Source organism: Candidatus Hamiltonella defensa 5AT (Acyrthosiphon pisum) (assembly GCF_000021705.1).
Classification (GTDB): domain Bacteria; phylum Pseudomonadota; class Gammaproteobacteria; order Enterobacterales; family Enterobacteriaceae; genus Hamiltonella; species Hamiltonella defendens.
Genome location: NC_012751.1, coordinates 1,592,273 through 1,616,540 on the forward strand (window position 1 = coordinate 1,592,273; position 24,268 = coordinate 1,616,540).

Below are 24,268 nucleotides of genomic sequence, written 5' to 3' on the forward strand. Positions count from 1 at the left end.
TCAGAATAAGCAAGTCATGCGCTCTAAAACAGTTTCGGTGTTGTAAGGTTAAGCCTCTCGGGTCATTAGTACTGGTCCGCTGAATACATCGCTGCACTTACACTCCCAGCCTATCTACGTCATCGTCTCTAACGTCCCTTACCACAATCTCTTGCGGGGAAGACTCATCTTGGGGCAAGTTTCCCGCTTAGATGCTTTCAGCGGTTATCTCTCCCGCATTTAGCTACCGGGCAATGCCATTGGCATGACAACCCGTACACCAGTGATGCGTCCACTCCGGTCCTCTCGTACTAGGAGCAGCCCCCCTCAATCTTCCTACGCCCACGGCAGATAGGAACCGAACTGTCTCACGACGTTCTAAACCCAGCTCGCGTACCACTTTAAATGGCGAACAGCCATACCCTTGGGACCTACTTCAGCCCCAGGATGTGATGAGCCGACATCGAGGTGCCAAACACCGCCGTCGATATGAACTCTTGGGCGGTATCAGCCTGTTATCCCCGGAGTACCTTTTATCCGTTGAGCGATGGCCCTTCCATTCAGAACCACCGGATCACTAAGACCTACTTTCGTACCTGCTCGAGCCGTCACTCTCGCAGTCAAGCCAGCTTATGCCTTTGCACTCACCTCACGATGTCCGACCGTGATGAGCTGACCTTCGTACTCCTCCGTTACTCTTTAGGAGGAGACCGCCCCAGTCAAACTACCCACCAGACACTGTCCTCACCCCGGATAACGGGACCAAGTTAGAATATCAAACATCAAAGGGTGGTATTTCAACAGCAGCTCCACATAGACTGGCGTCTACACTTCTTCGCTTCCCACCTATCCTACACATTAAGGTTTCATATTCAGTGTCAAGCTATAGTAAAGGTTCACGGGGTCTTTCCGTCTTGCCGCGGGAACACTGCATCTTCACAGCAAGTTCAATTTCACTGAGTCTCGGGTGGAGACAGCCTAGCCATCATTACGCCATTCGTGCAGGTCGGAACTTACCCGACAAGGAATTTCGCTACCTTAGGACCGTTATAGTTACGGCCGCCGTTTACCGGGGCTTCTATCAAGTGCTTTGTTTTGACACTCACACCATCAATTAACCTTCCGGCACCGGGCAGGCGTCACACCGTATACGTCCACTTACGTGTTGGCACAGTGCTGTGTTTTTAATAAACAGTTGCAGCTAGCTGGTCTCTGCGGCTGGCCTCAGCTCCAGAAGCATGTCCTTTCACCTAACGCCAGCGTGCCTTCTCCCGAAGTTACGGCACCATTTTGCCTAGTTCCTTCACCCGAGTTCTCTCAAGCGCCTTAGTATTCTCTACCTGACTGCCTGTGTCGGTTTTCGGTACGATTGACTATTACCTGTTGCTTAGAGGCTTTTCCTGGAAGTTCGGCATCAGCAACTTCTTACCCCATAAGGGCAATCCTCATCACGCCTCAGAGTCAAGATGCGCCGGATTTGCCTGGCTCATCCTCCTACACGCTTGAACCGGGACCACCGGCCCCCGGATTGCCTAGCCCTCTTCGTCCCCCCTTCGCAGTAATACTCAGTACAGGAATCTTAACCTGTTGCCCATCGACTACGCTTTTCAGCCTCGCCTTAGGGGTCGACTTACCCTGCCCCGATGAACGTTGGACAGGAAACCTCAGTCTTTCGGCGAGCGGGCTTTTCACCCGCTTTATCGTTACTCATGTCAGCATTCGCACTTCTGATACCTCCAAAACTCTTCTCAGAGCGTCTTCTTCGGCTTACAGAACGCTCCCCTACCATGCGTTTGCACGCATCCGCAGCTTCGGTGCATGGTTTAGCCCCGTTACATCTTCCGCGCAGGCCGACTCGACCAGTGAGCTATTACGCTTTCTTTCAATGATGGCTGCTTCTAAGCCAACATCCTGGCTGTCTAAGCCTTCCCACATCGTTTCCCACTTAACCATGACTTTGGGACCTTAGCTGGCGGTCTGGGTTGTTTCCCTCTCCACGACGGACGTTAGCACCCGCCGTGTGTCTCCCGTGGTCATATTCTTCGGTATTCACAGTTTGCATTGGGTTGGTAAGCCGGGATGGCCCCCTAGCCAAAACAGCGCTCTACCCCCGAAGATAAACCCACGAGGCGCTACCTAAATAGCTTTCGGGGAGAACCAGCTATCTCCTAGTTTGATTGGCCTTTCACCCCCAGCCACATGTCATCCGCTCATTTTTCAACATAAGTCGGTTCGGTCCTCCAATGTGGATTAACACATCTTCAACCTGCACATGGCTAGATCACTAGGTTTCGGGTCTATACCTTGCAACTCATCGCCCAGTTAAGACTCGGTTTCCCTTCGGCTCCCCTATTCGGTTAACCTTGCTACAAAATATAAGTCGCTGACCCATTATACAAAAGGTACGCAGTCACTTCTCATTGCTTCGAAGCTCCCACTGCTTGTACGTACAGGGTTTCAGGGTCTATTTCACTCCCCTCCCGGGGTTCTTTTCGCCTTTCCCTCACGGTACTGGTTCACTATCGGTCAGTCAGGAGTATTTAGCCTTGGAGGATGGTCCCCCCATCTTCAAACAGGATATCACGTGTCCCGTCCTACTCTTCGAGCTCACTCTGCTGCAATTTTCAGGTACGGGGCCATCACCCTCTATGGCTCGTCTTCCCAAACGATTCCCCTAATTGCGCAAAGATGGTGACTCCGGGCTCCTCCCCTTTCGCTCGCCGCTACTTAGGGAATCTCGGTTGATTTCTTTTCCTCAGGGTACTGAGATGTTTCAATTCCCCTGGTTTGCCTCGCAATACTATTTATTCATATTACGATAGTGCATATTCTGCACTGGGTTGCCCCATTCGGGTATCAACGGCTAACACGCTTTTTATCAGCTTACCGTCGCTTTTCGCAGATTAACACGCCCTTCTTCGCCTCTGACTGCCTAGGCATCCTCCCTGTACGCTTCATTACTTAACCTTACAACCCGAAATTGTTTCTGACTTACAATCTCTTGCTTATCCCTTATTTTTAAAGAGCAATTTCTTGAAAACACTGAAGCTGTTTTTAAGATAGTTTTGAACACATCTCTGTGGCGTCCCCTAGGGGGTTCGAACCCCTGTTACCGCCGTGAAAGGGCGGTGTCCTAGGCCTCTAGACGAAGGGGACAGCGTCTTTTTTCATGATTTATCAGATAATGTGAGTGGACACTGATAGTGAGAGTTTATAGTTAAGGAGGTGATCCAACCGCAGGTTCCCCTACGGTTACCTTGTTACGACTTCACCCCAGTCATGAATCACAAAGTGGTAAGCGCCCTCCTTGCGGTTAAGCTACCTACTTCTTTTGCAACCCACTCCCATGGTGTGACGGGCGGTGTGTACAAGGCCCGGGAACGTATTCACCGTAGCATTCTGATCTACGATTACTAGCGATTCCGACTTCATGGAGTCGAGTTGCAGACTCCAATCCGGACTACGACGTACTTTCTGAGTTCCGCTTTCCCTCGCAGGTTCGCATCCCTTTGTATACGCCATTGTAGCACGTGTGTAGCCCTACTCGTAAGGGCCATGATGACTTGACGTCGTCCCCACCTTCCTACGGTTTATCACCGGCAGTCTCCTTTGAGTTCCCGCCTCTACGCGCTGGCAACAAAGGACGAGGGTTGCGCTCGTTGCGGGACTTAACCCAACATTTCACAACACGAGCTGACGACAGCCATGCAGCACCTGTCTCACGGTTCCCGAAGGCACTTGCGCATCTCTGCACAATTCCGTGGATGTCAAGAGTAGGTAAGGTTCTTCGCGTTGCATCGAATTAAACCACATGCTCCACCGCTTGTGCGGGCCCCCGTCAATTCATTTGAGTTTTAACCTTGCGGCCGTACTCCCCAGGCGGTCGATTTAACGCGTTAGCTCCGGACGCCACAGTTCAAGACCGCAACCTCCAAATCGACATCGTTTACAGCGTGGACTACCAGGGTATCTAATCCTGTTTGCTCCCCACGCTTTCGCACCTCAGCGTCAGTCTTTCTCCAGGGGGCCGCCTTCGCCACCGGTATTCCTCCAGATATCTACGCATTTCACCGCTACACCTGGAATTCTACCCCCCTCTAGAAAACTCTAGCGACCCAGTTTCAAATGCCATTCCCAAGTTGAGCTCGGGGATTTCACATCTGACTTAACTCACCGCCTACATGCCCTTTACGCCCAGTTATTCCGATTAACGCTCGCACCCTCCGTATTACCGCGGCTGCTGGCACGGAGTTAGCCGGTGCTTCTTCTGCGAGTAACGTCAAAAATAAATGGTATTTGCATTTATCGCTTCCTCCTCGCTGAAAGTGCTTTACAACCCGAAGGCCTTCTTCACACACGTGGCATGGCTGCATCAGGCTTTCGCCCATTGTGCAATATTCCCCACTGCTGCCTCCCGTAGGAGTCTGGACCGTGTCTCAGTTCCAGTGTGGCGGGCTATCCTCTCAGACCCGCTAGAGATCGTCGCCTAGGTGAGCCTTTACCTTACCTACCAGCTAATCTCATCTGGGCTCATCCGAAGGCGTGAGGCCCGAAGGTCCCCCACTTTGGTCTCGCGACTTCATGCGGTATTAGCTGCCGTTTCCAGCAGTTATCCCCCTCCTTCGGCCAGATTCCCAGACTTTACTCACCCGTCCGCCGCTCGCCGACATGAACTCAGTAAACTGCGATCACTCGATGCCGCTCGACTTGCATGTGTTAGGCCTGCCACCAGCGTTCAATCTGAGCCATGATCAAACTCTTCAATTCTTACTTCTTATTCTCTTCGTCTCACAAACATCTCTGTTTGCTCAACATCATAACGTTAATATCATTCCCTCTCACTTCAGTGCACACACACATTATCTGATAAATTTTTAAAGAGCTGCTTCCTAATCACAACATGACCGCGCATTCTACTCACTTATTCTCTCCCGTCAACTCCTTTACATCCCTTTCTTCCATTACAATACACATCTATCATGCTAATTAATTACATTTAACGTCTCGTATATTTTGAGGTTTATAGTTAATTCTGAAATTCTGCAGAAAATCGAGTCAACTGTTGACAAATAAATTCATTGGGCGTGAGAAATTACATTTTATGATGTTTTTTTTGATGATACCTTAACCATGACTGGGCGTAATAATCGACCATTTAAAGTATAACCTTTACAGACGATAGAAGTAATATGGTTAGGTTCATGCATATCTGATTCAACAACTCCCACGGCTTGATGAATATCCGGATTGAAGGGTAGATTACATTCAGATTCAACCACTTCTATACCAAATTTATTGACAGTATCTAATAACGATTTTAATGTGAGTTCAATGCCTTCAATTATTGGATTCGCTCCCTTCTCAGATTTATTCACTGTTTCTAAGGCGCGCTCTAGGTTGTCAATTACAGGCAGTAGGTCATAGGCAAATTTTTGAAGAGCAAATTTATGCGCCTTCTCTATATCTCTTTGAGTACTACGGTGAATATTCTGTTCATTCGCTTTATGCCTTAACAAATTTTCATTCTCACGCTTTAATGCATCCGTTAATTGAGATTCTAATTTTAAAATTCGAGCTTTCATTGTAATAATATCGCTACTTTTTTCACTTTCTTTTTTAATAAAATGAGATTCATCATTTTCTACTGGTGTTGAAGTTTGTTGATCTATCTGCTCTTCTGCTTGTTTTTCTAAATTTATATCAAAACTTTCTTCTTCAGATTGTTTCTCGCTCATCTTAATTTTTCTCCTAATTCGATTTAGCATGCATGTTAAAATTTAAGTTTATTATGGGGATCACTCGCCATGATTCAAGTGAATTAATTACAATCTACAGTAACGATAAGATCGTGTGAGACAATACAAACGAATGAATAAAAAATTTAATAGCATAGGTATTCTTGGTCGCCCTAGAGATTCAGAGGCTTTAGCAACTCATCATATGTTATATCACTGGCTAAAATCTGAAAATTACACAGTTATTGTTGAGCGAGAGATTGCAGATGCTCTTTCTCTAAGAGATGTGACGACAGCTAGCCTAAAAGATATTGGTAGTCAATCCGATCTCGCCATAGTAGTAGGGGGAGATGGTAATATGCTAGGTGCAGCGAGAATATTAGCGCAATATGATATCAAAGTAATAGGAGTGAACCGAGGAAACCTCGGTTTTTTAACTGATTTAAGCCCAGATAATGTACAAAAAGAACTTTCCGAAGTGTTAAAAGGTGAATATCTCACCGAACGACGTTTTTTATTAGAAACGCAGGTAAAGTCTTCTCTAACATTGATTGAGCCAAACAACTCGAGCTGCCCGAGAACACCTAATTTAACTGGAACTGCAATTAATGAAATGGTGTTACATCCAGAGAAAGTCGCTCATATGATTGAATTTGAAGTATGGATTGATGATCTTTTTGCTTTTTCTCAGCGTTCTGATGGATTGATCATTGCTACTCCTACCGGTTCTACCGCTTATTCGCTCTCTGCAGGCGGACCAATTTTAACTCCTACTTTGGAAGCTATTTTGTTAGTTCCTATGTTTCCCCATACCCTTTCTGCTAGACCTTTGGTAATTAACAGCAACAGTAAAATTTGTTTAAAATTTAAAAATTCAAATCATAATCTAAAAATAAGTTGTGATAGCCAAACAGTTTTATCGATTGGAAATGATCAAGAAGTGGTCATTTATAAAAGCGCTCATCATCTCAATTTAATCCATCCAAAAGATTACATTTATATTAATAGACTGAATACAAAACTTGGATGGTCAAAAAAATTATTTTAAAAATAAAAAGCTATTTAAAAACGCAGAGACACAGATATGCTTCTGCTTGTTATGGTGTGTGCCTAAACAATCAATTATGTTATATAAAGTGACAGATAAAGTAAGAGGATAACTATGTCACGAGAAGTGATAACAAAGCCCATATGGGTAACATTAAAAACCTTATTAGCTTATATAAGAGTAGCTTACAATTAATTAAAAAAAATTACTTTATTAAAAGTGCCATATCTCATATCTGTTAAAAGCTTATTTAACATAAGTAAATGCAGTAGTAACGTGCTTGACACCACTCACTTTACTGGCTATTTCTGCTGCAGATTCACCTTCTTTTCTTGTCAGTAAGCCCAATAAAAATACTTCTCCATTTTCTGTTACTACCTTTAATTTTGATGATTTTATCGAAAGTATGGATAAAAGCTGAGAACGAACTTTAGTGGTGATCCATATGTCCGATGAAGTGGTTGCTAAATCAACGGGCCGCCCCTGACGAATTTCATTGTATATTTCACTCACTCCTTCTACCTTAGCAACAATCGCTTTTGCACGTTCCGAAAGTTCAGAGGACTGTGCTTCACCCGTCAGCAAAATTTTACCCTGATAAGCCGTCACTGATATTTTTGCTTCTTTTTTTAATTTTGGATCTTTATTAATTGCATTAATGACACGTAGCTCTAAGGTGCTATCGTCGACCTGCGTTCCTATTGTGCGCGGATCAACCGCTGATTTTGTCGCAACAGCAGCAGCCCCAATCAATACGGCACCTACACAACCCTGCAAAATCACGCTGCTTAACACGATAGCCGCCAAATTTATTTTCATTTTTTCTCCCATTCATGATCCTGCTGAAGAAATAAAATATGATCAATTAAATCACATAAACAGTTCACAACGACCATATGTACTTGTTCAACACCCACGCTACGAGAAGAAGGCACTCGAATCTCAACATCATTTTCTCCTAAAAGACCTTGTAGCTCATCTCCATCATCGCCTGTCAATGCAATAATTTGCATATTACGAGTGAGTGCAGCTTCAACACCTTTAATGATGGCAGGATGATTACCTCGAGTCGAAATGGCAAAAAAGATATCCCCTGATTGACCTAAAGCCTGTACTTGCCGTGCATAAATTTCATAATGCAAATGTTCGTAATTCATCGCGGTAAGCAATATGTTGTCTGAACTTAAAGTGATGGCCGGTAAGCTAGGGCGTTCTGTTTCAAAACGATCGATCATATTGGTGACAAAACGCTGAGCATTAGCTGTGGATGAACCGTTACCACAGCAAAGAATTTTATTGCCATTCGTTAATGCTTGTACAAGGAGGGTTACAGCATAACACAAGGACTGAGGCAAGGCTTCTGCAGCAGCAATTTGGGTTTGAATACTTTCAGTAAAGTAATGTTTGATTCTATCCAACACGTAATATAACCACTCTCATAATAAAAATGATTAGTTAAAAGATCGTATTTAATTAAATGCGTTTTGAAACCATTCGAATTGATTGCCAGTAATGGCAAAAACGTCAAAACGATAGGATGTATTAAAATGGCTTCCACGTTTTGATAGCCAGATTGCGGCCGCATCACGTAAGCGTTTTTGCTTTTTGTTATTGATGCTGTCGGCCGCACTTCCAAAAAAAGAATTTCGTTTAAATCGAACCTCAACAAAAACCCATGTTTTTTGATCACGCATAATAAGATCGATCTCAGCGCTCCGAAGAGTAACATTAGACTCTTTAAAAACCAAACCCGCTTTTTCAAGATAACGGCGGGCGATCATTTCATAGCGAAAACCTATTTCTCTTCGACTTAATGTTTTGTCCATCATTTTTGATGATCCTGTTTTACTCTTTATATATCAATTAATTCACGAAACTATGCACTGAGTAATGAATTTTAAATGTTTTTTAACGTTTTTATAATAAAAATTATATAAAAGTGTCGAGTAAAATTTAAATTTGAGATCAGCGTCGTATTTTTAAAAACTTTACTATTCAGTTTCTGATAATCATATATGGCACTATTAATAAGGATTTTCACTCCCGCCCTCTGGCTGACTTTGAGAAGGCGACGTTTTATTTGGCCCTAAAGAATTTTTAAGAAAACCATTTACTTTATGCTCGTCATTTGAAGAATGTTGCTCATTTTATCATCACTAATCCAAAGGGAATAATCTTGGTGCTCAAGTGATCCCTTTTGAGCGAAATAAGCGGCGCTATAACAGGCATTTCTCAATGGCTCGAGAAATAGATCTCTGCGTGTCTGAGAAGAGCAATAAGGACTAACTTGTTGAGAAAAATAAACAACTTCTTTGACAAAAAATGACGTTAAAAATAGCCTGGAGGTCTTGTTCGGTTTATTAAATATAATTTTTTCTAGAATGCTAAAGTATCACCTAAATCTTTAAAAGAATTTCGGTTTTTTTCTAAATGCGCTAGCGTAGGTTCAACTGGCATACTCTTTGCCTTATCAGACTGAGCGACGGGCTGATTAGGGTTCTGTGGTCATAAACTGTCTTCCAGGAAGAACGCTTTTAGCATCATTTTCATCAAATTTAGAGTCATTGACTGATTTTTTAAGTACAATAACTTTATTTCTCTTTCTAATTTTTTAAGAAAAATTTTTAATAAGACAATGAATTTAAAAGAAATTAAAGCATTAACTAAAGAAGACATGGCAGCGTTAAATGTCATTATCATCGATCAGATGCATTCTGATATAGAGCTTGTCAATCAATTAAGCGCTTATATTATTAATGGGGGTGGAAAACGTATTCGCCCCATGATTTCAATTTTATCGGCTCGCGCATTAAATTATAAAGGCGATCAACATATTATTGTGGCCGCATTAATAGAATTTATTCATACCGCAACCTTGTTGCACGATGATGTCGTCGATAAATCTGATCTGCGTCGTGGGAAAAAAACAGCAAATACCGTTTTTGGTAATTCTGCAAGTGTCTTGGTTGGAGATTTTATTTACACCCGAGCATTTCAGATGATGACTGATTTAGGTTCAATGCGCATCCTAAAAGTGATGTCTTCAGCCACTAATGTGATTTCTGAAGGGGAGGTACAGCAATTAATGTATTGTAATAATGTGAACATTACCGAATATGATTATATGAAAGTCATATATAGCAAAACAGCGCGTTTGTTTGAAGCCGCCTCACAATCTGCGGCCATCTTGGCAAAAGCAAGCCCAGAACAAGAATCAGCACTGCAAAGTTATGGCTGTTATCTTGGAACAACATATCAATTAATCGATGATCTGCTTGATTACAATTCAAAGGGCAATCTTTTTGGCAAAGACATTGGGGATGACCTTGATGAAGGTAAGGCGACTTTACCACTACTACATGCCATGCATCATGGAACAGAAGAACAAAAGCAGATGATTTCATTCGCAATTAAACGAGGAAATGCGCGTCAATCGCTTCCTCAAATACTCAACATTATGAAACAATGTGGATCATTGGGATATACGTTGAATCGAGCAAAAGAAGAAGCGAATAAAGCCATCTCAGCACTACAAATTTTACCTAAAAATTCTTATCGTACAGCGCTAGAGAGCCTTGCTTATTTCGCTGTGAAGCGTTCATTTTAATTTTTTTCTTCAATATATCTGAAAGCAAAACCATCAAAATGGTTGATTAATCGTTACTCAGTCTTTTTATTAACCCTTGAATACCTTCACGAAAAAGAAACGCAATCAGTTTTTCACGTTCAGAATCTGTTAATTGGCGGTACGCTTCTATCCAGATAGTAAATGGATCCTGTTGATTTAAGCTATACTTTTCAGCGTCTTCCTTTAACCTTAACTGTTTTAAAATTGGTTTTGGTAAACTATCAATGTGATATTCAAGTGCCTTCCCCTGAACGCCTAACCGACGCCGATGTTTCCAACCTTGTCGGCGCGCCATTTGATTAATCCCTTGCGTTGAAGACGGAAGCCCGGGGGAATGAATTAATTCCTTAGCCGAAAACCATTCCTTATCCATAGAACTGTTTACCTCTGATTTCATTTAAATGTTAATTGATTTGTTGAAAACAATAAAAATCATCATTTTGTTTTTCAATTCAGATAAATCTCGTCGTTTTTTTAATTCATTTATTTTTTGAAAAAAATTCAACATTTTGATTTTAAAGATTTTTTTTAAAAAATGTATTTTTTTTGTATCATTTTTTTTGTTTATTGAGATGTACTTAACAAAAAACGATTTTTAGAAAAATTTAGGAAATTTTTTCTAAAAAATAATGATATAATTTCCGAATAAAAACCTTTAAGTTCAAAAAATAACTAATGAAAGCAAGTTAGTTATAACATTAATTAACCAGTATCTTACAATAAAGAAGGATAAACAATGATTTTAAGGAAATCTGATTGGCATTCAGCCGATATTATTGCAGCATTGCGTAAAAAGAAAATCACATTAGCGGCTTTATCTAGACAATCAGGATTGGGCTCTTCCACTTTAGCTAATACATTAATAAGACCTTGGCCTAAGGGAGAATGGCTGATTGCCGAATGTTTAGGGGTCCATCCGTCGGATATTTAGCCTACCCGTTATTTCGATTCAGAAACAGGTCAACCGATTGAGAGAAAAATCAGAAAAAAATTCAAAGAGAGTTTAGAAGAGTTAGATACACATTAAAGGAATATAAAAAGGATTTATTTATAACATTGTTTTATGAAACCGCTCACAGATATCCCATTCATCTGAGGGCTATTGGCCTTCGTCCATGTATGCTTGATATTTTTTAGAGCGGTTCTCATTTTATTTTGATTAATTAAAGAGTAGTTTATAGCTATGATTTATTTTTAATTTAATAACGCATTTTTAAACTGAAAAAATGATCCTAAATCTGCACGGCTCGATTCAATTTACAAAATTGACTGCATTTTGATTGATGACACTTTGCTGAACAATACCGTTTTATCAATTTTGAATTATTTTTAAAAAATTTTGACAAAAAATATTAACTTGATTCCAGTCAGTATATTCCACTTCTTTACTGGTATCGGTTTCACCCTGCGTTAAACTCATAATGAGCTGAATCAGCATTTTATCCCACCAGCGATAATGCGGATAACGCAACGCCCCGGCAAATACTTCAGATAACAGGGGCTTCCAAGGTGTTTTTAATAGAAATTGACGGACATAACTGTTGGTTTGTGGGGAACACTTCTCTGGCTTTCGAGCCAATAAATTCACGGAAAAAAAAGCCGTCGGCATTTGATTTAAAAGCACAATATGTTGTTTGATGAACTGATTTAAGATTCGGTTAAAACGGCCATAATGTACAGATGCACCGACGATCACCTGTTGATAGGATTTCAGGTTAATGTCCATGGCTCCAGAAAGAGCCTTGATCTCAGATGTCATCGAAAATGATAATTTATCTGCAATAAAAGAGGCAATTTTCTTTGTTTGCCCTTCCCTAGTCGAATAAAGAATTAATGTTTTTGTTTTCATCCCTTTGCTCCTGCTTAAAGTGCCTGTTTTTTTTCATTTGAAGCGGAAATTTTTATAAAACAGGGAGAGTAATATTCTCAAACAGCCCTTTTATTTGTTGATGGGAGTGCAAGGAACATGCTTTATCCACAAGTGTTCGAGTGAGATGGGGGGCGAAACGCTTTACAAAATCATACATATAACCACGTAAAAAAGTATGGCGACGAAAACCAATATGAGTGATGCTGTCATCAAAAATAGCGCGAGCGTCAATACGAATTAAATCACTGTCTTGTATAGGATCCATCGCAATATTAGCAATCACGCCTACCCCTAGACCCAAACGTACATAAGTTTTTATAACATCTGCATCTGTGGCCGTAAAAGCAATATTCGGTGTTAAACCGGAGGCATAAAACGCTTTATCTAAGGTTGAGCGTCCTGTAAAACCAAAGGTATAGGTCACGATCGGATAAGCCGCTAATTCTTGAATGTTAAAAGAAGTTCGGTGGGCTAAGGGATGATCAGGCTTAACAACGATGATCCGCCTCCACCGATAGCAAGGCAACATCACCGCGTCACCATATAAATCTTCATCCTCAGTGGTAATAGCCAAATCCACTTTACCCTTTGACAAAGCGTCCGCAATCTGAATTGGCGAACCTTGATGTATATGTAAGGACACCTTAGGATAATTTTTAATAAACCCTTTGATCAATTTAGGTAATGTGTATCGGGCCTGAGTATGAGTGGTTGCGATACATAATACTCCTTGATCTGGCGCTTTATATTCTGTTGCCACAGCTTTGATTAAACTCACTTTCGCTAATATTTCTTGAGCCATCACCATGATTTTTTTTCCAGGCACGGTGATCTCTGTCAAATGTTTTCCATTGCGTGCAAAAATTTGTATTCCAAGTTCTTCTTCTAACATTTTAATCTGTTTACTGATTCCTGGTTGAGAGGTATATAAACCCGCTGCAGTAGAAGATAAATTAAGATCATGGTTAACAATTTCAACAATATAACGAAGTTGCTGTAATTTCATCTTTAAAATATCCTTTTATAAAGCACAGAGACGCTCCGATTGAGCAAAATCTTTGGTTCTCGCCTTCTTACATTACATTCATCACTCTATTTACGACTTTACAAGAGGTCTTTTTTTACCTTCAACCCATTGCCCATCAATGTAAAATGCACACCAACCTGTTGCTTTTCCTGATTTTTCAGAAGAAATATACTGCTCCTTCGTTTTACGACTAAAACGGAGGAATGTTTTATTCCCCTCTGTATCTTTTAGGGGCGCCTCGACGAGATAATGCCATTTTTCTGGAAGCCTATCTTTAAAACGCTGTAATTCTTCCACTCGGGGAGCTCTGGTTTCACGTGATCGAGGAAAGGTGTTGGCCGCAAGAAACAAACCTGCCGCTCCATCACGCAACACAAAATAAGCATCAGATTTTTCACAGAGTAATTCAGGTAAAGGCACGGGATTTTCTTTCGGGGGAGCCACTTCTCCATTACGCAAAATCTTACGGGTATTTTTGCATTCTTCATTCGTACATCCCATATATTTACCAAAACGCCCCACTTTTAAATGCATTTCATGCGCACATTTGTCACATTCTACGATCGGACCTTCATACCCTTTAATACGAAACTCCCCCTGCTCCATTTGATATCCATCACAGATAGGGTTGTTACCACAAATATGTAATTTCCGCGCTGTATCAAGCAGATAACTGTCCATCGCAGTTTCGCATTTTTCACACCTGCGTCGCGAACGTAATGCATTAGTCTCTGCTTCATCTCCATCAAGAAGATTTAAAATTTCATTTTCTGAGATCAAATTAAGCGTCGTTTTGCAACGTTCTTTCGGAGGTAACGCGTAACTCGAGCAACCCAGGAAAACACCCGTGCTGGCTGTACGTATCCCCATTTTTTGGCCGCAAGCAGGGCAATTAATATCCATTATCACCATTGAATTTGGACGCATTCCCCCTTCTGAGGGATCTTTTTCAGCGATATTCAGTTGCTCGCTAAATTCACTGAAAAATTCATCCAGCACCTTTTTCCATTCTGCTTGATGCTGAGCAATTTGATCTAATGCATTTTCCATACGAGCGGTGAAATCATAATTCATCAATTCACGAAAATTTTCTTCTAAGCGATTTGTGACGATCTCACCCATCTTTTCTGCATAGAAACGGCGATTTTCAATGCGGACATAACCTCGCTCCTGAACAGTGGAAATAATAGTGGCATAAGTGGAAGGGCGCCCTATGCTGCGTTTTTCTAATTCCTTAACCAAAGAAGCTTCACTATAGCGGCCAGGCGGCTTGGTGAAATGTTGGCTGGGAATCAATTTTTCTAAATGCATAGAAGTCCCGACGGCTATGATTGGCAAAGTCTCCTCCTCGTCTCCTTTGCGCAAAGCCGGCATCACTTTAGTCCAGCCATCAAACCGCAAGGTCCGGCCTTTAGCCCGTAATTGATAGTTTTTTGCCTCTACGATCAAAGTGGTCACATCGTATTGAGCCGGGGTCATTTGGCAGGCCACAAACTGACGCCATATCAGCTGATACAGCTTTCTCGCATCTGGTTCCATGTCTTCTAACTGTTCTGAGAACACGTCAACATTCGAGGGTCTTATGGCTTCGTGCGCTTCTTGGGCATTTTTTTTATTGCCATATTCATAAGCAGGTGAAATTAAATAACGATTGCCAAAATGCTTCTGAATATAATTCCTCACCATGCTTAATGCGTCCTGGCTGAGATGTGTGGAATCAGTACGCATATAAGTGATGTGACCTGCTTCATATAACCTTTGCGCCATCAACATGGTTTTTTTAACGCCAAACCCTAAGCGAGTGCTTGCTGCTTGTTGTAACGTGGAGGTAATAAAAGGTGCGCCCGCTTTACTGCTGGTCGGTTTGTCTTTTCGGTCTAAAACAACATATTGTGCATCTTCTAGATCGTTAACCGCAGCATAGGTTTGCTCTCGATTCAAAGGTTTAAAAGGCTCACCTTCAAAATGACTTACCATCATGGGGATCATGATTTTCTGTGGTGTCAACAGATTTGCCTCTAAATGCCAATATTCTTGAGGCACAAAAGCTTTGATTTCTCTTTCTCTTTCTACGACGAGGCGGACAGCAACAGATTGCACTCGCCCTGCGGATAGCCCACGGGCGATTTTTTTCCACAAAAGGGGAGATACCATATAACCCACAACACGATCCATAAATCGCCGAGCCTGTTGAGCATGAATGCGATTCATATTTAATTCGCCTGGCTTTTTAAAAGCCTGTTGAATCGCATTTTGGGTGATTTCATTGAAAATCACCCGACTGAAACGCTGGGGATCACCGCCAATGACTTCACGTAAATGCCACGCAATCGCTTCCCCTTCACGATCTAAGTCTGTCGCCAAATAGATATGATCTGCCTTTGCTGCTAAGGCTTTCAATTCGGAAACCACTTTTTCTTTACCAGATAAAATTTCATATTGCGCCTTCCAGCCATGATAGGGATCAATCCCCATACGTTTGATCAGGCTACTTTGATGATCTTGAAACATCTTTTTTTCAGTCTTTTGTTTTTTTATGATTTCTGAAGCGTTTTTTTTATTATTAGAACCACTTTTTGGTAAATCGCGGATATGCCCTACACTCGATTTCACCACATAATGACTGCCTAAATATTTATTAATTGTTTTGGCTTTAGCCGGAGACTCAACTATCACGAGCGATTTACCCATAATTTTTTATTACCTGAATTAAAATTTTTAAAAAAAAGGGCAAAATTGATTCCATGCCATAAATTCAAAAAAAGAAAGATTGATTCATGTTTTCTTGAGTTCAAATATATTGATTATTTACAAGCGTCGCCAGATTGTTTTTTAGATGAAGGGTTTTTCTCCTCTCCGCCACCAGCGCAATAATAAACGATCCGCACTTTTTACCATACTGCCTGTTAAGCGCTCTATTAAGCTTTTATGGGTTTGATACGATACACGGATGATTTGATGATTTTCCATTTTTGAAATCAACCAATCATCACTCGTACCTATGCTGTCTACCAGACCTTTCTCTTTGGCTTGAACGCCAAACCAATGCTCACCGGTTGACACGGTGTTGATATCAATCTGAGGGCGTTTTTCCTGTACAAATTGCTTAAACAAAAGATGGGTTTCATTTAATTCTTCACAAAACTTTTCACGCCCTTGCTCTGTATTTTCGCCAAATACGGTTAATGTTCGCTTAAACTCACCTGCCGTATGCAATTCAACATCAATATTATTTTTTTGTAAAAAACGATGAAAGTTAGGAATTTGTGCTACGACGCCAATCGAACCTATGATGGCAAAAGGCGCAGACAAAATATGATCTCCGACACAAGCCATCATATAACCTCCACTGGCCGCAATTTTATCGACCGAGACCACTAAAGAAACGCCAGCTTGACGAAAACGCGCTAATTGTGATGCGGCCAAGCCATAGCCATGAACAACTCCCCCTGGGCTTTCTAAACGAAGAAAAACACTGTCTTCTTTCGTCATCACACTCAATATAGCGGAGACCTCTTCTCTTAAGGAACTGACCTGATGGGCGTCTATGCTTCCGTTAAAATCAATAACGTAAATACAAGGTTTCTGTGAATGGTGTTGGCCCGATGTCATCTTTTGCTTTTTGAATTTTGCTTTAAGCTTTTTTTGTTTTTTTTTCGTCTTATGAAAAATTTTTTGTTCTGATTCACACATTTTAAATAAACGAATTTGTTCTTCTATCTCTTTATATTTTTTCCCTAAATCAAAAAATTTCAGTTCACCAGTTTGGTCTGATTTACGTTGTCGAATATGGATGATGAGTACAGCAAATACCGCAAAGGCACCTAATATGGTGATCATTTTTGCTAAAAACAGGCCATACAAAGAAAGTAATTCCACAAATTTTATCCTTATTAAAAACATGATAACGGACGGCTCGCGTAACCTCGCTGCAAGTTTTTCAGAAAGTAGATTTCATAAAATCTGGTCACTCTAGCATCTGCAACGGTTTACGCAAAGGGCGTCTAAAGGCATCTGGTTTTGTCTATGTACCAGAATCTATCATTTCTGATTTTTTATTATTTTTCATATTGCTCTTGATATTGACGCATGAATTGATATGCATTTTTGAATCGATTTATGTCATATTTTTCAAAATTGTCATCATATTGTTCTTTGACTTTTGCCCAAAGGGGCCATAGTACATACTGCATAAATTTAAATAACAGTATTTTTTGTTTGGATTCCTTAGGGATATTTCTTTCAAAATAATACGTTAAAAATATTTGTTCTTCTTCACTGTTAAACTGACATTCTAGAAAATGCGGCGCTAAATCCCACATGGGATCATTCATGCCGGAATATTCCCAATCAATTAAATAGATTTTATCTCCACTTTTAACAATATTTTCTGCAACTAAATCGTTATGACAAGGGCATCTATCTTTATTCAACCTGTCTAAAATTTTTTCTGTTTTATAAAAAAATTCAACCAGCATTTTATTATGATAAATACCATCATGGTCATGTTTTAAATTTAAAATATGTTGATATTTTTTATATTCAGAAAAAGCATTAAATTCATTACAAAATTTAATATTTGATTGATGCAATTGACGAAAACAAAGACTGATATTTTCAATATTATTTTTTTTTCTTACAAGGCCCGGGCTGAATGTTTCTGAATCAGGAATGTATTGAGTTATTTTTATTCCACTTATAGTATCAAAATAAATTGTTTCTGGATTGATACCCATTTTAAAAACTAATTCGCTGTTATTTTTTTCATTATGACGATTAATAAAATTCTCAGTAGCAACACCAGGTACACGAAGCACTAATTTCATTTTTTTCGTTAATATTAGGTAATTTTTATTTGTTATACCTCCGATAGCGGTAATCTTTATGTTTTCATCTTTATTTAAATTCAGTTCTTTAATTAAAAAGCTTTTCATAATTTGATTATTCATTTTTTTATTTATATCTATATTGTAAGTGTACTGAATCTGAACGGTTTTTCTGCACTGGATACCATGTGATAGCGTTCGTTGGTAAAGAAACCTCTCAAAAATAATAAAATTTTGCCAATAAATATTGCATCCACATTCTATGAAAGCTACTCTCTGGCGCACTTAAGATTTCACTAAAATCAGGTCAATGAGTATTCAACTAAAAGGCATTAACTGTTATTACGGTTCACAACAAGCACTTTGCAATATCAGATTATATTGTCCTGAAGGGGAGATATTAGTCTTACTTGGGCCCAGCGGTGCAGGCAAAAGCTCTTTATTGCGAGTATTAAATTTGCTTGAAATGCCGGGTTCTGGAATCTTGCAGATTGCAGGGCATCGTTTCGATTTCAATGAAAATTTATCAGAAAACATTATTCGTGAATTACGAAAAAACGTGGGTATGGTATTTCAGCAATATCATCTTTGGCCACATTTATCGGTGATGCAAAATTTAATAGAAGCGCCTTGCTGGTTACTGGGGCTTTCTAAACAGGAAGCGCGTTTTAGGGCTGAAAAGTTGCTGGCTCGTTTACGTTTGCAGAATTTTTCAGATCGTTATCCGTTGCATCTTTCTGGAGGACAACAGCAGCGAGTCGCTATTGCACGAGCACTTATGATGGAACCTAAGGTCTTATTATTTGACGAGCCCACAGCGGCCTTAGATCCTGAAATTACGGCCCAAGTGGTGGATATTATTCGAGAACTTTCTGAAACAGGCATCACACAAGTGATAGTGACACATGAACTTGAATTTGCCCGTAAAACAGCAACTCGGCTTATTTACATGGAAAATGGAAAAATAATAGAAGAGGGGGATTGTAATCTCTTTAAACACCCCAAAACAGAAGCCTTTGCCCATTATTTATCACATTAGGCGGGAGTTTATTTCTTTAAGTCTATTTTTAAACATCCACACCATGAATGGTGAAAAACCGTGAATCCATGATGCTCCATTTATAGTAAGAACAGGAGTTAAAAATGAAAAAATTAGTCCTTTCTGTATTTTTTGCCCTTGTCAGCCTGGCGATCAGTTTGTCTGTGTTTGCTGAGAAAAAAATTCTTCGTTTTGCGACTGAGGCCTCTTATCCTCCTTTTGAGTTTATGAGTGCTCATAATGAAATCGAAGGATTTGACATAGACCTGGCGAAGGCACTGTGTCAAAAAATGCAGATAGAGTGTGTTTTTGTAAATCAGGCCTTTGATAGCTTAATACCAAGCCTTAAATCGCGTCGTATCGATGCTGTTATCGCAGGGCTGGATATCACTCCGGAACGTTCAAAACAAGTGGCTTTCACGATCCCATATTGTAAAAATTCCGCTTTATTTATTATTCAAACCGGTAAATTTGCTGGCATAGACGATTTACAGGGGAAACGAGTGGGTATGCAAAATGGCAGCACACATCAAAAATTTTTGATGGACGAACATCCTGAAATGATCCCCATTTCTTATAGCACTTATCAAAATGCCATTTTAGATCTTAAAAATGGTCGATTGGACGCTGTTTTTGGTGATACAGCGGCAGTCAATCAATGGCTGATAAAAAATCCAACTCTGGGTGCACTGGGAAATAAAATTACCGACTCTAATTATTTTGGGGTAGGTTTGGGCATTGCAGTCAAGCAAGCTGATGATTCATTACTCAATAAGTTAAATGAAGCAATAAAACAAATCAAACAGGATGGAAGCTATGACCATATTTACAAAAAATGGTTTCCCAAGAGCTGATTTTATCAATGAATGAATTCTTTTCTTTACTCAATGCGACAGGAATGACGCTTTCCTTAGCACTTTGTTCACTGTTAGTTGGGTTGTTTTTAGGAATACTTTTCGCGATCTGCGAATCATCAAAATACAGAGGGCTTCGTTATCTCATCCATGGATGGGGGATCTTATTAAGGGGGCTCCCTGAAATTTTAATCGTTTTTTTTATTTATTTTGGATCTTCAGAACTCTTTATACTACTGACAGATGGCTTCACCATAAATTTTTATCTATTTGAATTACCTATTAAATGTCATTCCAATTTCCTTGAAATTAGCCCATTTTTATGCGCTGTCATCGCATTAGCTTTGCTTTATTCTGCTTATGCTGCTCAAATTTTTCGAGGGGCATTCAAAGCCATTTCTTTTGGACAAAGAGAGTCCGGTCAAGCTTTAGGGCTTTCTTCGTTCTTTATTTTTATTCGGCTTATTATGCCGCAAATGTGGCGACATGCCTTGCCAGGTTTGGGGAATCAATGGCTGATTTTATTAAAGGATACGGCGTTAGTGTCTTTGATTAGTGTGAATGATGTGATGTTACAAGCAAAAAATATTGCGGTTCGTACTCAAGAACCCTTTACCTGGTACTTTATCGCCGCCTTGATTTATTTGGTGATCACGCTGATAAGTCAATATTTGATAAAGTGCCTTGAGATTTACACGACCCGTTTTGAACGGACTTAAAAGGCATGTTTGAATATATATTGAAAATACTCAATGGGCTGCAAATCAGTGTGACCTTAACCGCGTTTTCTCTGTTTTTTGCTTTAGGTTTATCTATTGTTTTAACTCTTATTTTGGGTCTACATAGGCCATTTTTATCGTCAATTGTCAAAATTTATCTGACACTATTTACCGGTACTCCTTTATTAATACAAATTTTTTTAATTTATTATGGCCCTGGGCAATTTCCCTCTCTGCGCAGCTGCGCCTGGTTATGGCACTTTTTATCTCAGCCCTGGTTATGCGCGATGATGGCTTTAACGTTAAACAGTGCCGCTTATACCACGCAGTTATTTTACGGTGCTTTACGGGCACTCCCTGTTGGCCAATGGGAAGCCTGCCAGGCTCTCGGGATGTCAAAAACGCAAGCTTTGCGTGTTTTGTTGCCTTTTGCTTTGAAACGCGCCCTTTCTTCTTATTCAAATGAAGTGGTATTGATTTTTAAAAGTACATCACTGGTATACACCATTACCTTAATGGATCTGATGGGCTACACTCAGTTGATATACGGCAGAACCTACGATATCAAAGCATTTTTAGCCGTAGGTATCATTTATTTCTGCATCAACGGAGTATTGACCTTATTGATGCGTTTTGTAGAAAGGAAGGGATTGGCTTTTGAACGACGTCATTAATCTCAAGTTTTTCATTGACGCGCTCATTTTTTTCTTATCTCTTTAAGAAATGAATTCACATTCATACGTGAAAAAATCACGTCATTCCCGAAGGAATTTTTTATGAAATTTAAACATGGTACTGCTATCACATTCATTTTATTATTTTGGACCCTTCCTGAAGTAAAGGCAGCTCAAGAATTATCAGCAGAAAAAGCACAGACTCTCACGTCTTTTAAACAGATCACATTAAATGGCCGTTTTAATAACCTTGGTGAAGTGGCAGAGGCTGTGTCACGGCAGGCAGATAAACTCTCTGCATATGCTTTTTATGTTCAGGGCATTCACAGTACTAATCGGGGTGGAAATTGGCGAGTCACGGCAAATCTTTATCATAAAGACGCCGCTGTTCTTATAAAGAAAAATGATTATCGAATATTTAATGGCGTGAAAGAATTACCCCAAAAAGAATCGGAACTATTACTTCCATTTGATACTGTAAATGTGACCGGTTTCTTTCGTAGTCAATCTGACGTTGATGAAGCCATTTCTAAAAAGGCCGCAGAAAAAAAAGCGGATGCTTTTTTTATTATTCGTCAAATAGACGCTAATAGAGGGGGCAATCAAAGTATTACGGCTTATATTTATGAAGCCAATGCGCCTAAACGCCCTGCATCAAACGCAAATTTTACTCCCGCTGATTCAGATGATGGTAAAGCGGCTTTGGCAGCAGGCGGTGGTGGCACCAAGAAAATTTTACCAATTCATGAAGAATCTTCGATGAATCCCTTCAAAAAGGTAGGTCGTCTTTTTGAAAGAGATTCGTCAGTAGGAAGTCGTTACTCGGTAACTTTACCGAATGGAATAAAAATTGAGGAATTAAATAATATCGCGGCAAAAAACATGAAGCCCTTCGATAGAGTGACTTTTACAGGACATTTTTCCAGCATGACAGATGTATCCTACCAGGTGGCCAAACGGGCAGCAAAAAAAGGGGCGAAGTACTATCATATTACTCGTCAATGGCAGAGTAAAAATGGGGGTAATTTGACTGTCACTGCGGATCTATTTAAATAAGATAGAGGGGTGGCCTCAGAGATCCTGCGATGAGGTCGTTCGTTCAGATCAATCGCATATTCTTTTTCGTTTTAAATTTAGGTACGTAGCCCAAATCCCTTTTCTATCAGATACCAAACCAAAAGATAAAAAACAACAATAAATGTCATTAGCACCCCTATTGTGATACTTATTGGTAACTCTTTAAAACCTAGAAACCCGTAACGAAACCCACTGACCATATAAACAATAGGATTCACTTTGGATATCGATTGCCAAAACGAAGGAAGCAATGTGAGTGAATAAAAGACCCCGCCTAAATAAGTTAAAGGTGTCAATATAAAAGTTGGGATCAGGCTAATATCATCAAAAGATTTTGCAAAAAGCGCGTTCAGTAAACCTGCCAAAGAAAACAATACACTGGTTAATAATAAGGTGAGCAAAACCATCGGCCAGGAATGAACCTGAAAAGGAACAAAAAACAACGACACAATACTGACAAGCATTCCAACGCAAATACCTCGCCCTATACCTCCTCCCATATAGCCAATAATAATAATATGGGTGGGTACAGGGGCGACTAATAATTCTTCAATATTGCGCTGAAATTTTGCATTAAAAAAAGAGGAGGCAACATTTGAATACGCATTAGTGATCACAGACATCATAATTAAACCTGGAACAATAAATTCCATATAATTGACGCCGTTCATTTGACCAATTTTTGAGCCGATTAATTTACCAAAAATAACAAAATAGAGCGACATGGTGATCATAGGAGGGATCAGGGTTTGTACCCATATTCGCGTAAAACGATTGACTTCTTTCATCCAAATGCTTTTTAAGGCAATCCAATATAAGCGGATCATGTTTCCCCCCCTTTTCTATTCACCAGGTTTACAAACAATTCTTCCAGGCGATTCGATTTATTCCTCATACTTTGAATCTGGATCCCTTGTGAACTCAGCTGGCTAAATACATTGTTTAACCCCTGTCCACGTTTGACGTCGACCTCAAGGGTGATATCGTCGATGAAGCGGTAAAGATAACCTTCCAGATGAGGCGATTGACTTTTTAGTGAGATGTCTAAAATAAAGGTTTCTGATTCCAATTTACTTAATAAATTTTTCATGGAAGTATTTTCTATCAGCTTTCCACCTTGGATAATACCAATATGACGGCAAAGCATTTCCGCTTCTTCAAGATAATGTGTCGTTAGAATAATAGTAGTACCCTGTGCATTAAGCTCTTGTAAAAAAAACCACATAGAGCGTCTTAGCTCAATGTCTACTCCAGCCGTAGGCTCATCCAGAATAAGCAATTTTGGATGGTGCATTAAAGCCCGTGCAATCATTAAACGGCGTTTCATTCCGCCCGACAAACGAATGGCTGTTTCATTACGTTTATTCCATAAATCAAGTTGGGTCAGATATTTTTTTGCTCTTATTTGCGCTTCTTTGCGAGGTACTCCATAGTAACCTGCTTGCGTCACCACAATTTGGAGCACGGTTTCAAAAGAAGCAAAATTAAATTCCTGTGGAACCAAGCCAAGGTGGCGTTTGGCATGAATACTATTTTTGTCAATATCATCACCAAATACCTGTACTTTTCCTTCTGTTTTGTTTACCAAAGAGCTGATAATGCCGATGATGGTAGATTTCCCTGCGCCATTTGGGCCCAACAAAGCATAAAAATCACCTTTATTAACATGTAAGTTAATTCCATGAAGCGCTTTTGTTCCAGTGGAATAGGTTTTTTTCAGTTGTGATAATTCGAGAGCATAAGTCATAAATAACATTACCTAAAGAAGAAAAAAGTAGAATACTAACCTCCT

General features: G+C 40.0%; 19 protein-coding genes, 1 tRNA gene, 2 rRNA genes and 1 pseudogene. 8 read left to right on the forward strand and 15 right to left on the reverse strand.

Features of this window, described 5'->3' with window-relative positions:
• Nucleotides 1–44: 44 nt before the first annotated feature.
• The 4 genes from HDEF_RS07835 to grpE form a co-directional block, all read right to left on the reverse strand.
• A 23S ribosomal RNA gene (locus HDEF_RS07835) occupies nucleotides 45–2,946 on the reverse strand.
• A 113-nt stretch (nucleotides 2,947–3,059) separates the two neighbouring features.
• A tRNA-Glu gene (locus tag HDEF_RS07840) sits at nucleotides 3,060–3,135 on the reverse strand.
• A gap of 62 nt (nucleotides 3,136–3,197) precedes the next feature.
• A 16S ribosomal RNA gene (locus HDEF_RS07845) occupies nucleotides 3,198–4,746 on the reverse strand.
• The 16S and 23S rRNA genes sit together here with 1 tRNA gene alongside, the layout of an rRNA operon.
• A gap of 332 nt (nucleotides 4,747–5,078) precedes the next feature.
• The gene (gene grpE, locus HDEF_RS07850) at nucleotides 5,079–5,714 is read right to left on the reverse strand and encodes a nucleotide exchange factor GrpE (protein WP_100103076.1); all 636 of its coding nucleotides are present in this window, start codon (nucleotides 5,712–5,714) and stop codon (nucleotides 5,079–5,081) included.
• A 133-nt stretch (nucleotides 5,715–5,847) separates the two neighbouring features.
• Between grpE and nadK the strand changes: the two genes are divergently transcribed.
• On the forward strand, nucleotides 5,848–6,762 hold the full coding sequence (gene nadK, locus HDEF_RS07855) for an NAD(+) kinase (RefSeq protein WP_015874115.1): 915 nt from the start codon (nucleotides 5,848–5,850) through the stop codon (nucleotides 6,760–6,762).
• A 246-nt stretch (nucleotides 6,763–7,008) separates the two neighbouring features.
• On the opposite strand, the gene dolP is transcribed toward nadK, so the two are convergent.
• The 3 genes from dolP to HDEF_RS07870 are packed head-to-tail and all read right to left on the reverse strand — an operon-like array spanning nucleotide 7,009 to nucleotide 8,588.
• Nucleotides 7,009–7,581, reverse strand: coding sequence for a division/outer membrane stress-associated lipid-binding lipoprotein (gene dolP / locus HDEF_RS07860; RefSeq protein WP_015874117.1), 573 nt, complete (start codon nucleotides 7,579–7,581; stop codon nucleotides 7,009–7,011).
• On the reverse strand, nucleotides 7,578–8,183 hold the full coding sequence (locus tag HDEF_RS07865; RefSeq protein ID WP_015874118.1) for an SIS domain-containing protein: 606 nt from the start codon (nucleotides 8,181–8,183) through the stop codon (nucleotides 7,578–7,580). Before HDEF_RS07865 ends, dolP begins: the two co-directional genes overlap by 4 nt.
• Nucleotides 8,184–8,231: 48 nt before the next feature.
• The gene (locus tag HDEF_RS07870) at nucleotides 8,232–8,588 is read right to left on the reverse strand and encodes a YraN family protein (protein ID WP_015874119.1); all 357 of its coding nucleotides are present in this window, start codon (nucleotides 8,586–8,588) and stop codon (nucleotides 8,232–8,234) included.
• 809 nt (nucleotides 8,589–9,397) lie between these two features.
• Here HDEF_RS07870 and ispB point away from each other — a divergent pair.
• Nucleotides 9,398–10,369: an octaprenyl diphosphate synthase gene (gene ispB / locus HDEF_RS07875; protein ID WP_044612369.1), complete on the forward strand. Its 972-nt coding sequence runs from the start codon at nucleotides 9,398–9,400 to the stop codon at nucleotides 10,367–10,369.
• Nucleotides 10,370–10,415: 46 nt separating this feature from the next.
• On the opposite strand, the gene HDEF_RS07880 is transcribed toward ispB, so the two are convergent.
• Nucleotides 10,416–10,763 (reverse strand): DNA-binding protein, encoded by a 348-nt coding sequence (locus tag HDEF_RS07880; RefSeq protein ID WP_015874122.1) that lies wholly within the window; start codon nucleotides 10,761–10,763, stop codon nucleotides 10,416–10,418.
• Between the two features lie 363 nt (nucleotides 10,764–11,126).
• Between HDEF_RS07880 and HDEF_RS07885 the strand changes: the two are divergent.
• Nucleotides 11,127–11,318 (forward strand): annotated as a pseudogene (locus HDEF_RS07885) (helix-turn-helix domain-containing protein); the annotation flags it as partial.
• Between the two features lie 384 nt (nucleotides 11,319–11,702).
• Here the strand turns inward: HDEF_RS07885 and hemG are convergent.
• From hemG to HDEF_RS07910, 5 genes are all read right to left on the reverse strand, one after another.
• Nucleotides 11,703–12,239, reverse strand: a complete 537-nt coding sequence (gene hemG, locus HDEF_RS07890; RefSeq protein WP_015874125.1) for a menaquinone-dependent protoporphyrinogen IX dehydrogenase — start codon at nucleotides 12,237–12,239, stop codon at nucleotides 11,703–11,705.
• Nucleotides 12,240–12,291: 52 nt separating this feature from the next.
• Entirely contained in the window at nucleotides 12,292–13,266 is a 975-nt protein-coding gene (gene cysB / locus HDEF_RS07895) for an HTH-type transcriptional regulator CysB (RefSeq protein ID WP_015874126.1), read from the reverse strand.
• A 90-nt stretch (nucleotides 13,267–13,356) separates the two neighbouring features.
• Entirely contained in the window at nucleotides 13,357–15,978 is a 2,622-nt protein-coding gene (topA, locus tag HDEF_RS07900) for a type I DNA topoisomerase (protein WP_015874127.1), read from the reverse strand.
• 141 nt (nucleotides 15,979–16,119) lie between these two features.
• The gene (gene sohB / locus HDEF_RS07905; RefSeq protein ID WP_015874128.1) at nucleotides 16,120–17,166 is read right to left on the reverse strand and encodes a protease SohB; all 1,047 of its coding nucleotides are present in this window, start codon (nucleotides 17,164–17,166) and stop codon (nucleotides 16,120–16,122) included.
• 179 nt (nucleotides 17,167–17,345) lie between these two features.
• On the reverse strand, nucleotides 17,346–18,398 hold the full coding sequence (locus tag HDEF_RS07910) for a choline kinase family protein (RefSeq protein WP_015874129.1): 1,053 nt from the start codon (nucleotides 18,396–18,398) through the stop codon (nucleotides 17,346–17,348).
• 25 nt (nucleotides 18,399–18,423) lie between these two features.
• Between HDEF_RS07910 and artP the strand changes: the two genes are divergently transcribed.
• From artP to ydgH, 5 genes are all read left to right on the forward strand, one after another.
• Complete coding sequence (gene artP, locus HDEF_RS07915) at nucleotides 18,424–19,152, forward strand: arginine ABC transporter ATP-binding protein ArtP (protein ID WP_015874130.1); 729 nt, start codon at nucleotides 18,424–18,426, stop codon at nucleotides 19,150–19,152.
• Between the two features lie 104 nt (nucleotides 19,153–19,256).
• Nucleotides 19,257–20,006 carry a lysine/arginine/ornithine ABC transporter substrate-binding protein gene (locus HDEF_RS07920; protein WP_015874131.1) on the forward strand — a complete coding sequence of 250 codons (750 nt, stop codon included), beginning with the start codon at nucleotides 19,257–19,259 and terminating at the stop codon, nucleotides 20,004–20,006.
• An 8-nt stretch (nucleotides 20,007–20,014) separates the two neighbouring features.
• Nucleotides 20,015–20,725 (forward strand): arginine ABC transporter permease ArtQ, encoded by a 711-nt coding sequence (gene artQ, locus HDEF_RS07925; protein ID WP_015874132.1) that lies wholly within the window; start codon nucleotides 20,015–20,017, stop codon nucleotides 20,723–20,725.
• Between the two features lie 5 nt (nucleotides 20,726–20,730).
• Entirely contained in the window at nucleotides 20,731–21,399 is a 669-nt protein-coding gene (gene artM, locus HDEF_RS07930) for an arginine ABC transporter permease ArtM (RefSeq protein ID WP_015874133.1), read from the forward strand.
• A gap of 102 nt (nucleotides 21,400–21,501) precedes the next feature.
• The gene (gene ydgH / locus HDEF_RS07935) at nucleotides 21,502–22,455 is read left to right on the forward strand and encodes a DUF1471 family protein YdgH (RefSeq protein WP_015874134.1); all 954 of its coding nucleotides are present in this window, start codon (nucleotides 21,502–21,504) and stop codon (nucleotides 22,453–22,455) included.
• 77 nt (nucleotides 22,456–22,532) lie between these two features.
• On the opposite strand, the gene HDEF_RS07940 is transcribed toward ydgH, so the two are convergent.
• Nucleotides 22,533–23,303 carry an ABC transporter permease gene (locus HDEF_RS07940; protein ID WP_015874135.1) on the reverse strand — a complete coding sequence of 257 codons (771 nt, stop codon included), beginning with the start codon at nucleotides 23,301–23,303 and terminating at the stop codon, nucleotides 22,533–22,535.
• A complete protein-coding gene (locus HDEF_RS07945) occupies nucleotides 23,300–24,223 on the reverse strand; it encodes an ABC transporter ATP-binding protein (RefSeq protein ID WP_015874136.1) in 924 nt (307 codons plus the stop codon). The genes HDEF_RS07940 and HDEF_RS07945 overlap by 4 nt, the downstream gene beginning before the upstream one ends.
• Between the last annotated feature and the right edge of the window lie 45 nt (nucleotides 24,224–24,268).

Bases quoted from the DNA above. Each gene is read 5' to 3' on its own strand.
- artQ (WP_015874132.1), top strand. From the start codon at position 20,015: ATGAATGAATTCTTTTCTTTACTCAATGCGACAGGAATGACGCTTTCC.
- hemG (WP_015874125.1), bottom strand. From the start codon at position 12,239: ATGAAAACAAAAACATTAATTCTTTATTCGACTAGGGAAGGGCAAACA.
- topA (WP_015874127.1), bottom strand. From the start codon at position 15,978: ATGGGTAAATCGCTCGTGATAGTTGAGTCTCCGGCTAAAGCCAAAACA.
- cysB (WP_015874126.1), bottom strand. From the start codon at position 13,266: ATGAAATTACAGCAACTTCGTTATATTGTTGAAATTGTTAACCATGAT.
- artM (WP_015874133.1), top strand. From the start codon at position 20,731: ATGTTTGAATATATATTGAAAATACTCAATGGGCTGCAAATCAGTGTG.
- HDEF_RS07945 (WP_015874136.1), bottom strand. From the start codon at position 24,223: ATGACTTATGCTCTCGAATTATCACAACTGAAAAAAACCTATTCCACT.
- ispB (WP_044612369.1), top strand. From the start codon at position 9,398: ATGAATTTAAAAGAAATTAAAGCATTAACTAAAGAAGACATGGCAGCG.
- HDEF_RS07870 (WP_015874119.1), bottom strand. From the start codon at position 8,588: ATGGACAAAACATTAAGTCGAAGAGAAATAGGTTTTCGCTATGAAATG.
- grpE (WP_100103076.1), bottom strand. From the start codon at position 5,714: ATGAGCGAGAAACAATCTGAAGAAGAAAGTTTTGATATAAATTTAGAA.
- HDEF_RS07940 (WP_015874135.1), bottom strand. From the start codon at position 23,303: ATGATCCGCTTATATTGGATTGCCTTAAAAAGCATTTGGATGAAAGAA.
- nadK (WP_015874115.1), top strand. From the start codon at position 5,848: ATGAATAAAAAATTTAATAGCATAGGTATTCTTGGTCGCCCTAGAGAT.
- dolP (WP_015874117.1), bottom strand. From the start codon at position 7,581: ATGAAAATAAATTTGGCGGCTATCGTGTTAAGCAGCGTGATTTTGCAG.
- artP (WP_015874130.1), top strand. From the start codon at position 18,424: ATGAGTATTCAACTAAAAGGCATTAACTGTTATTACGGTTCACAACAA.
- HDEF_RS07880 (WP_015874122.1), bottom strand. From the start codon at position 10,763: ATGGATAAGGAATGGTTTTCGGCTAAGGAATTAATTCATTCCCCCGGG.
- ydgH (WP_015874134.1), top strand. From the start codon at position 21,502: ATGAAATTTAAACATGGTACTGCTATCACATTCATTTTATTATTTTGG.
- HDEF_RS07920 (WP_015874131.1), top strand. From the start codon at position 19,257: ATGAAAAAATTAGTCCTTTCTGTATTTTTTGCCCTTGTCAGCCTGGCG.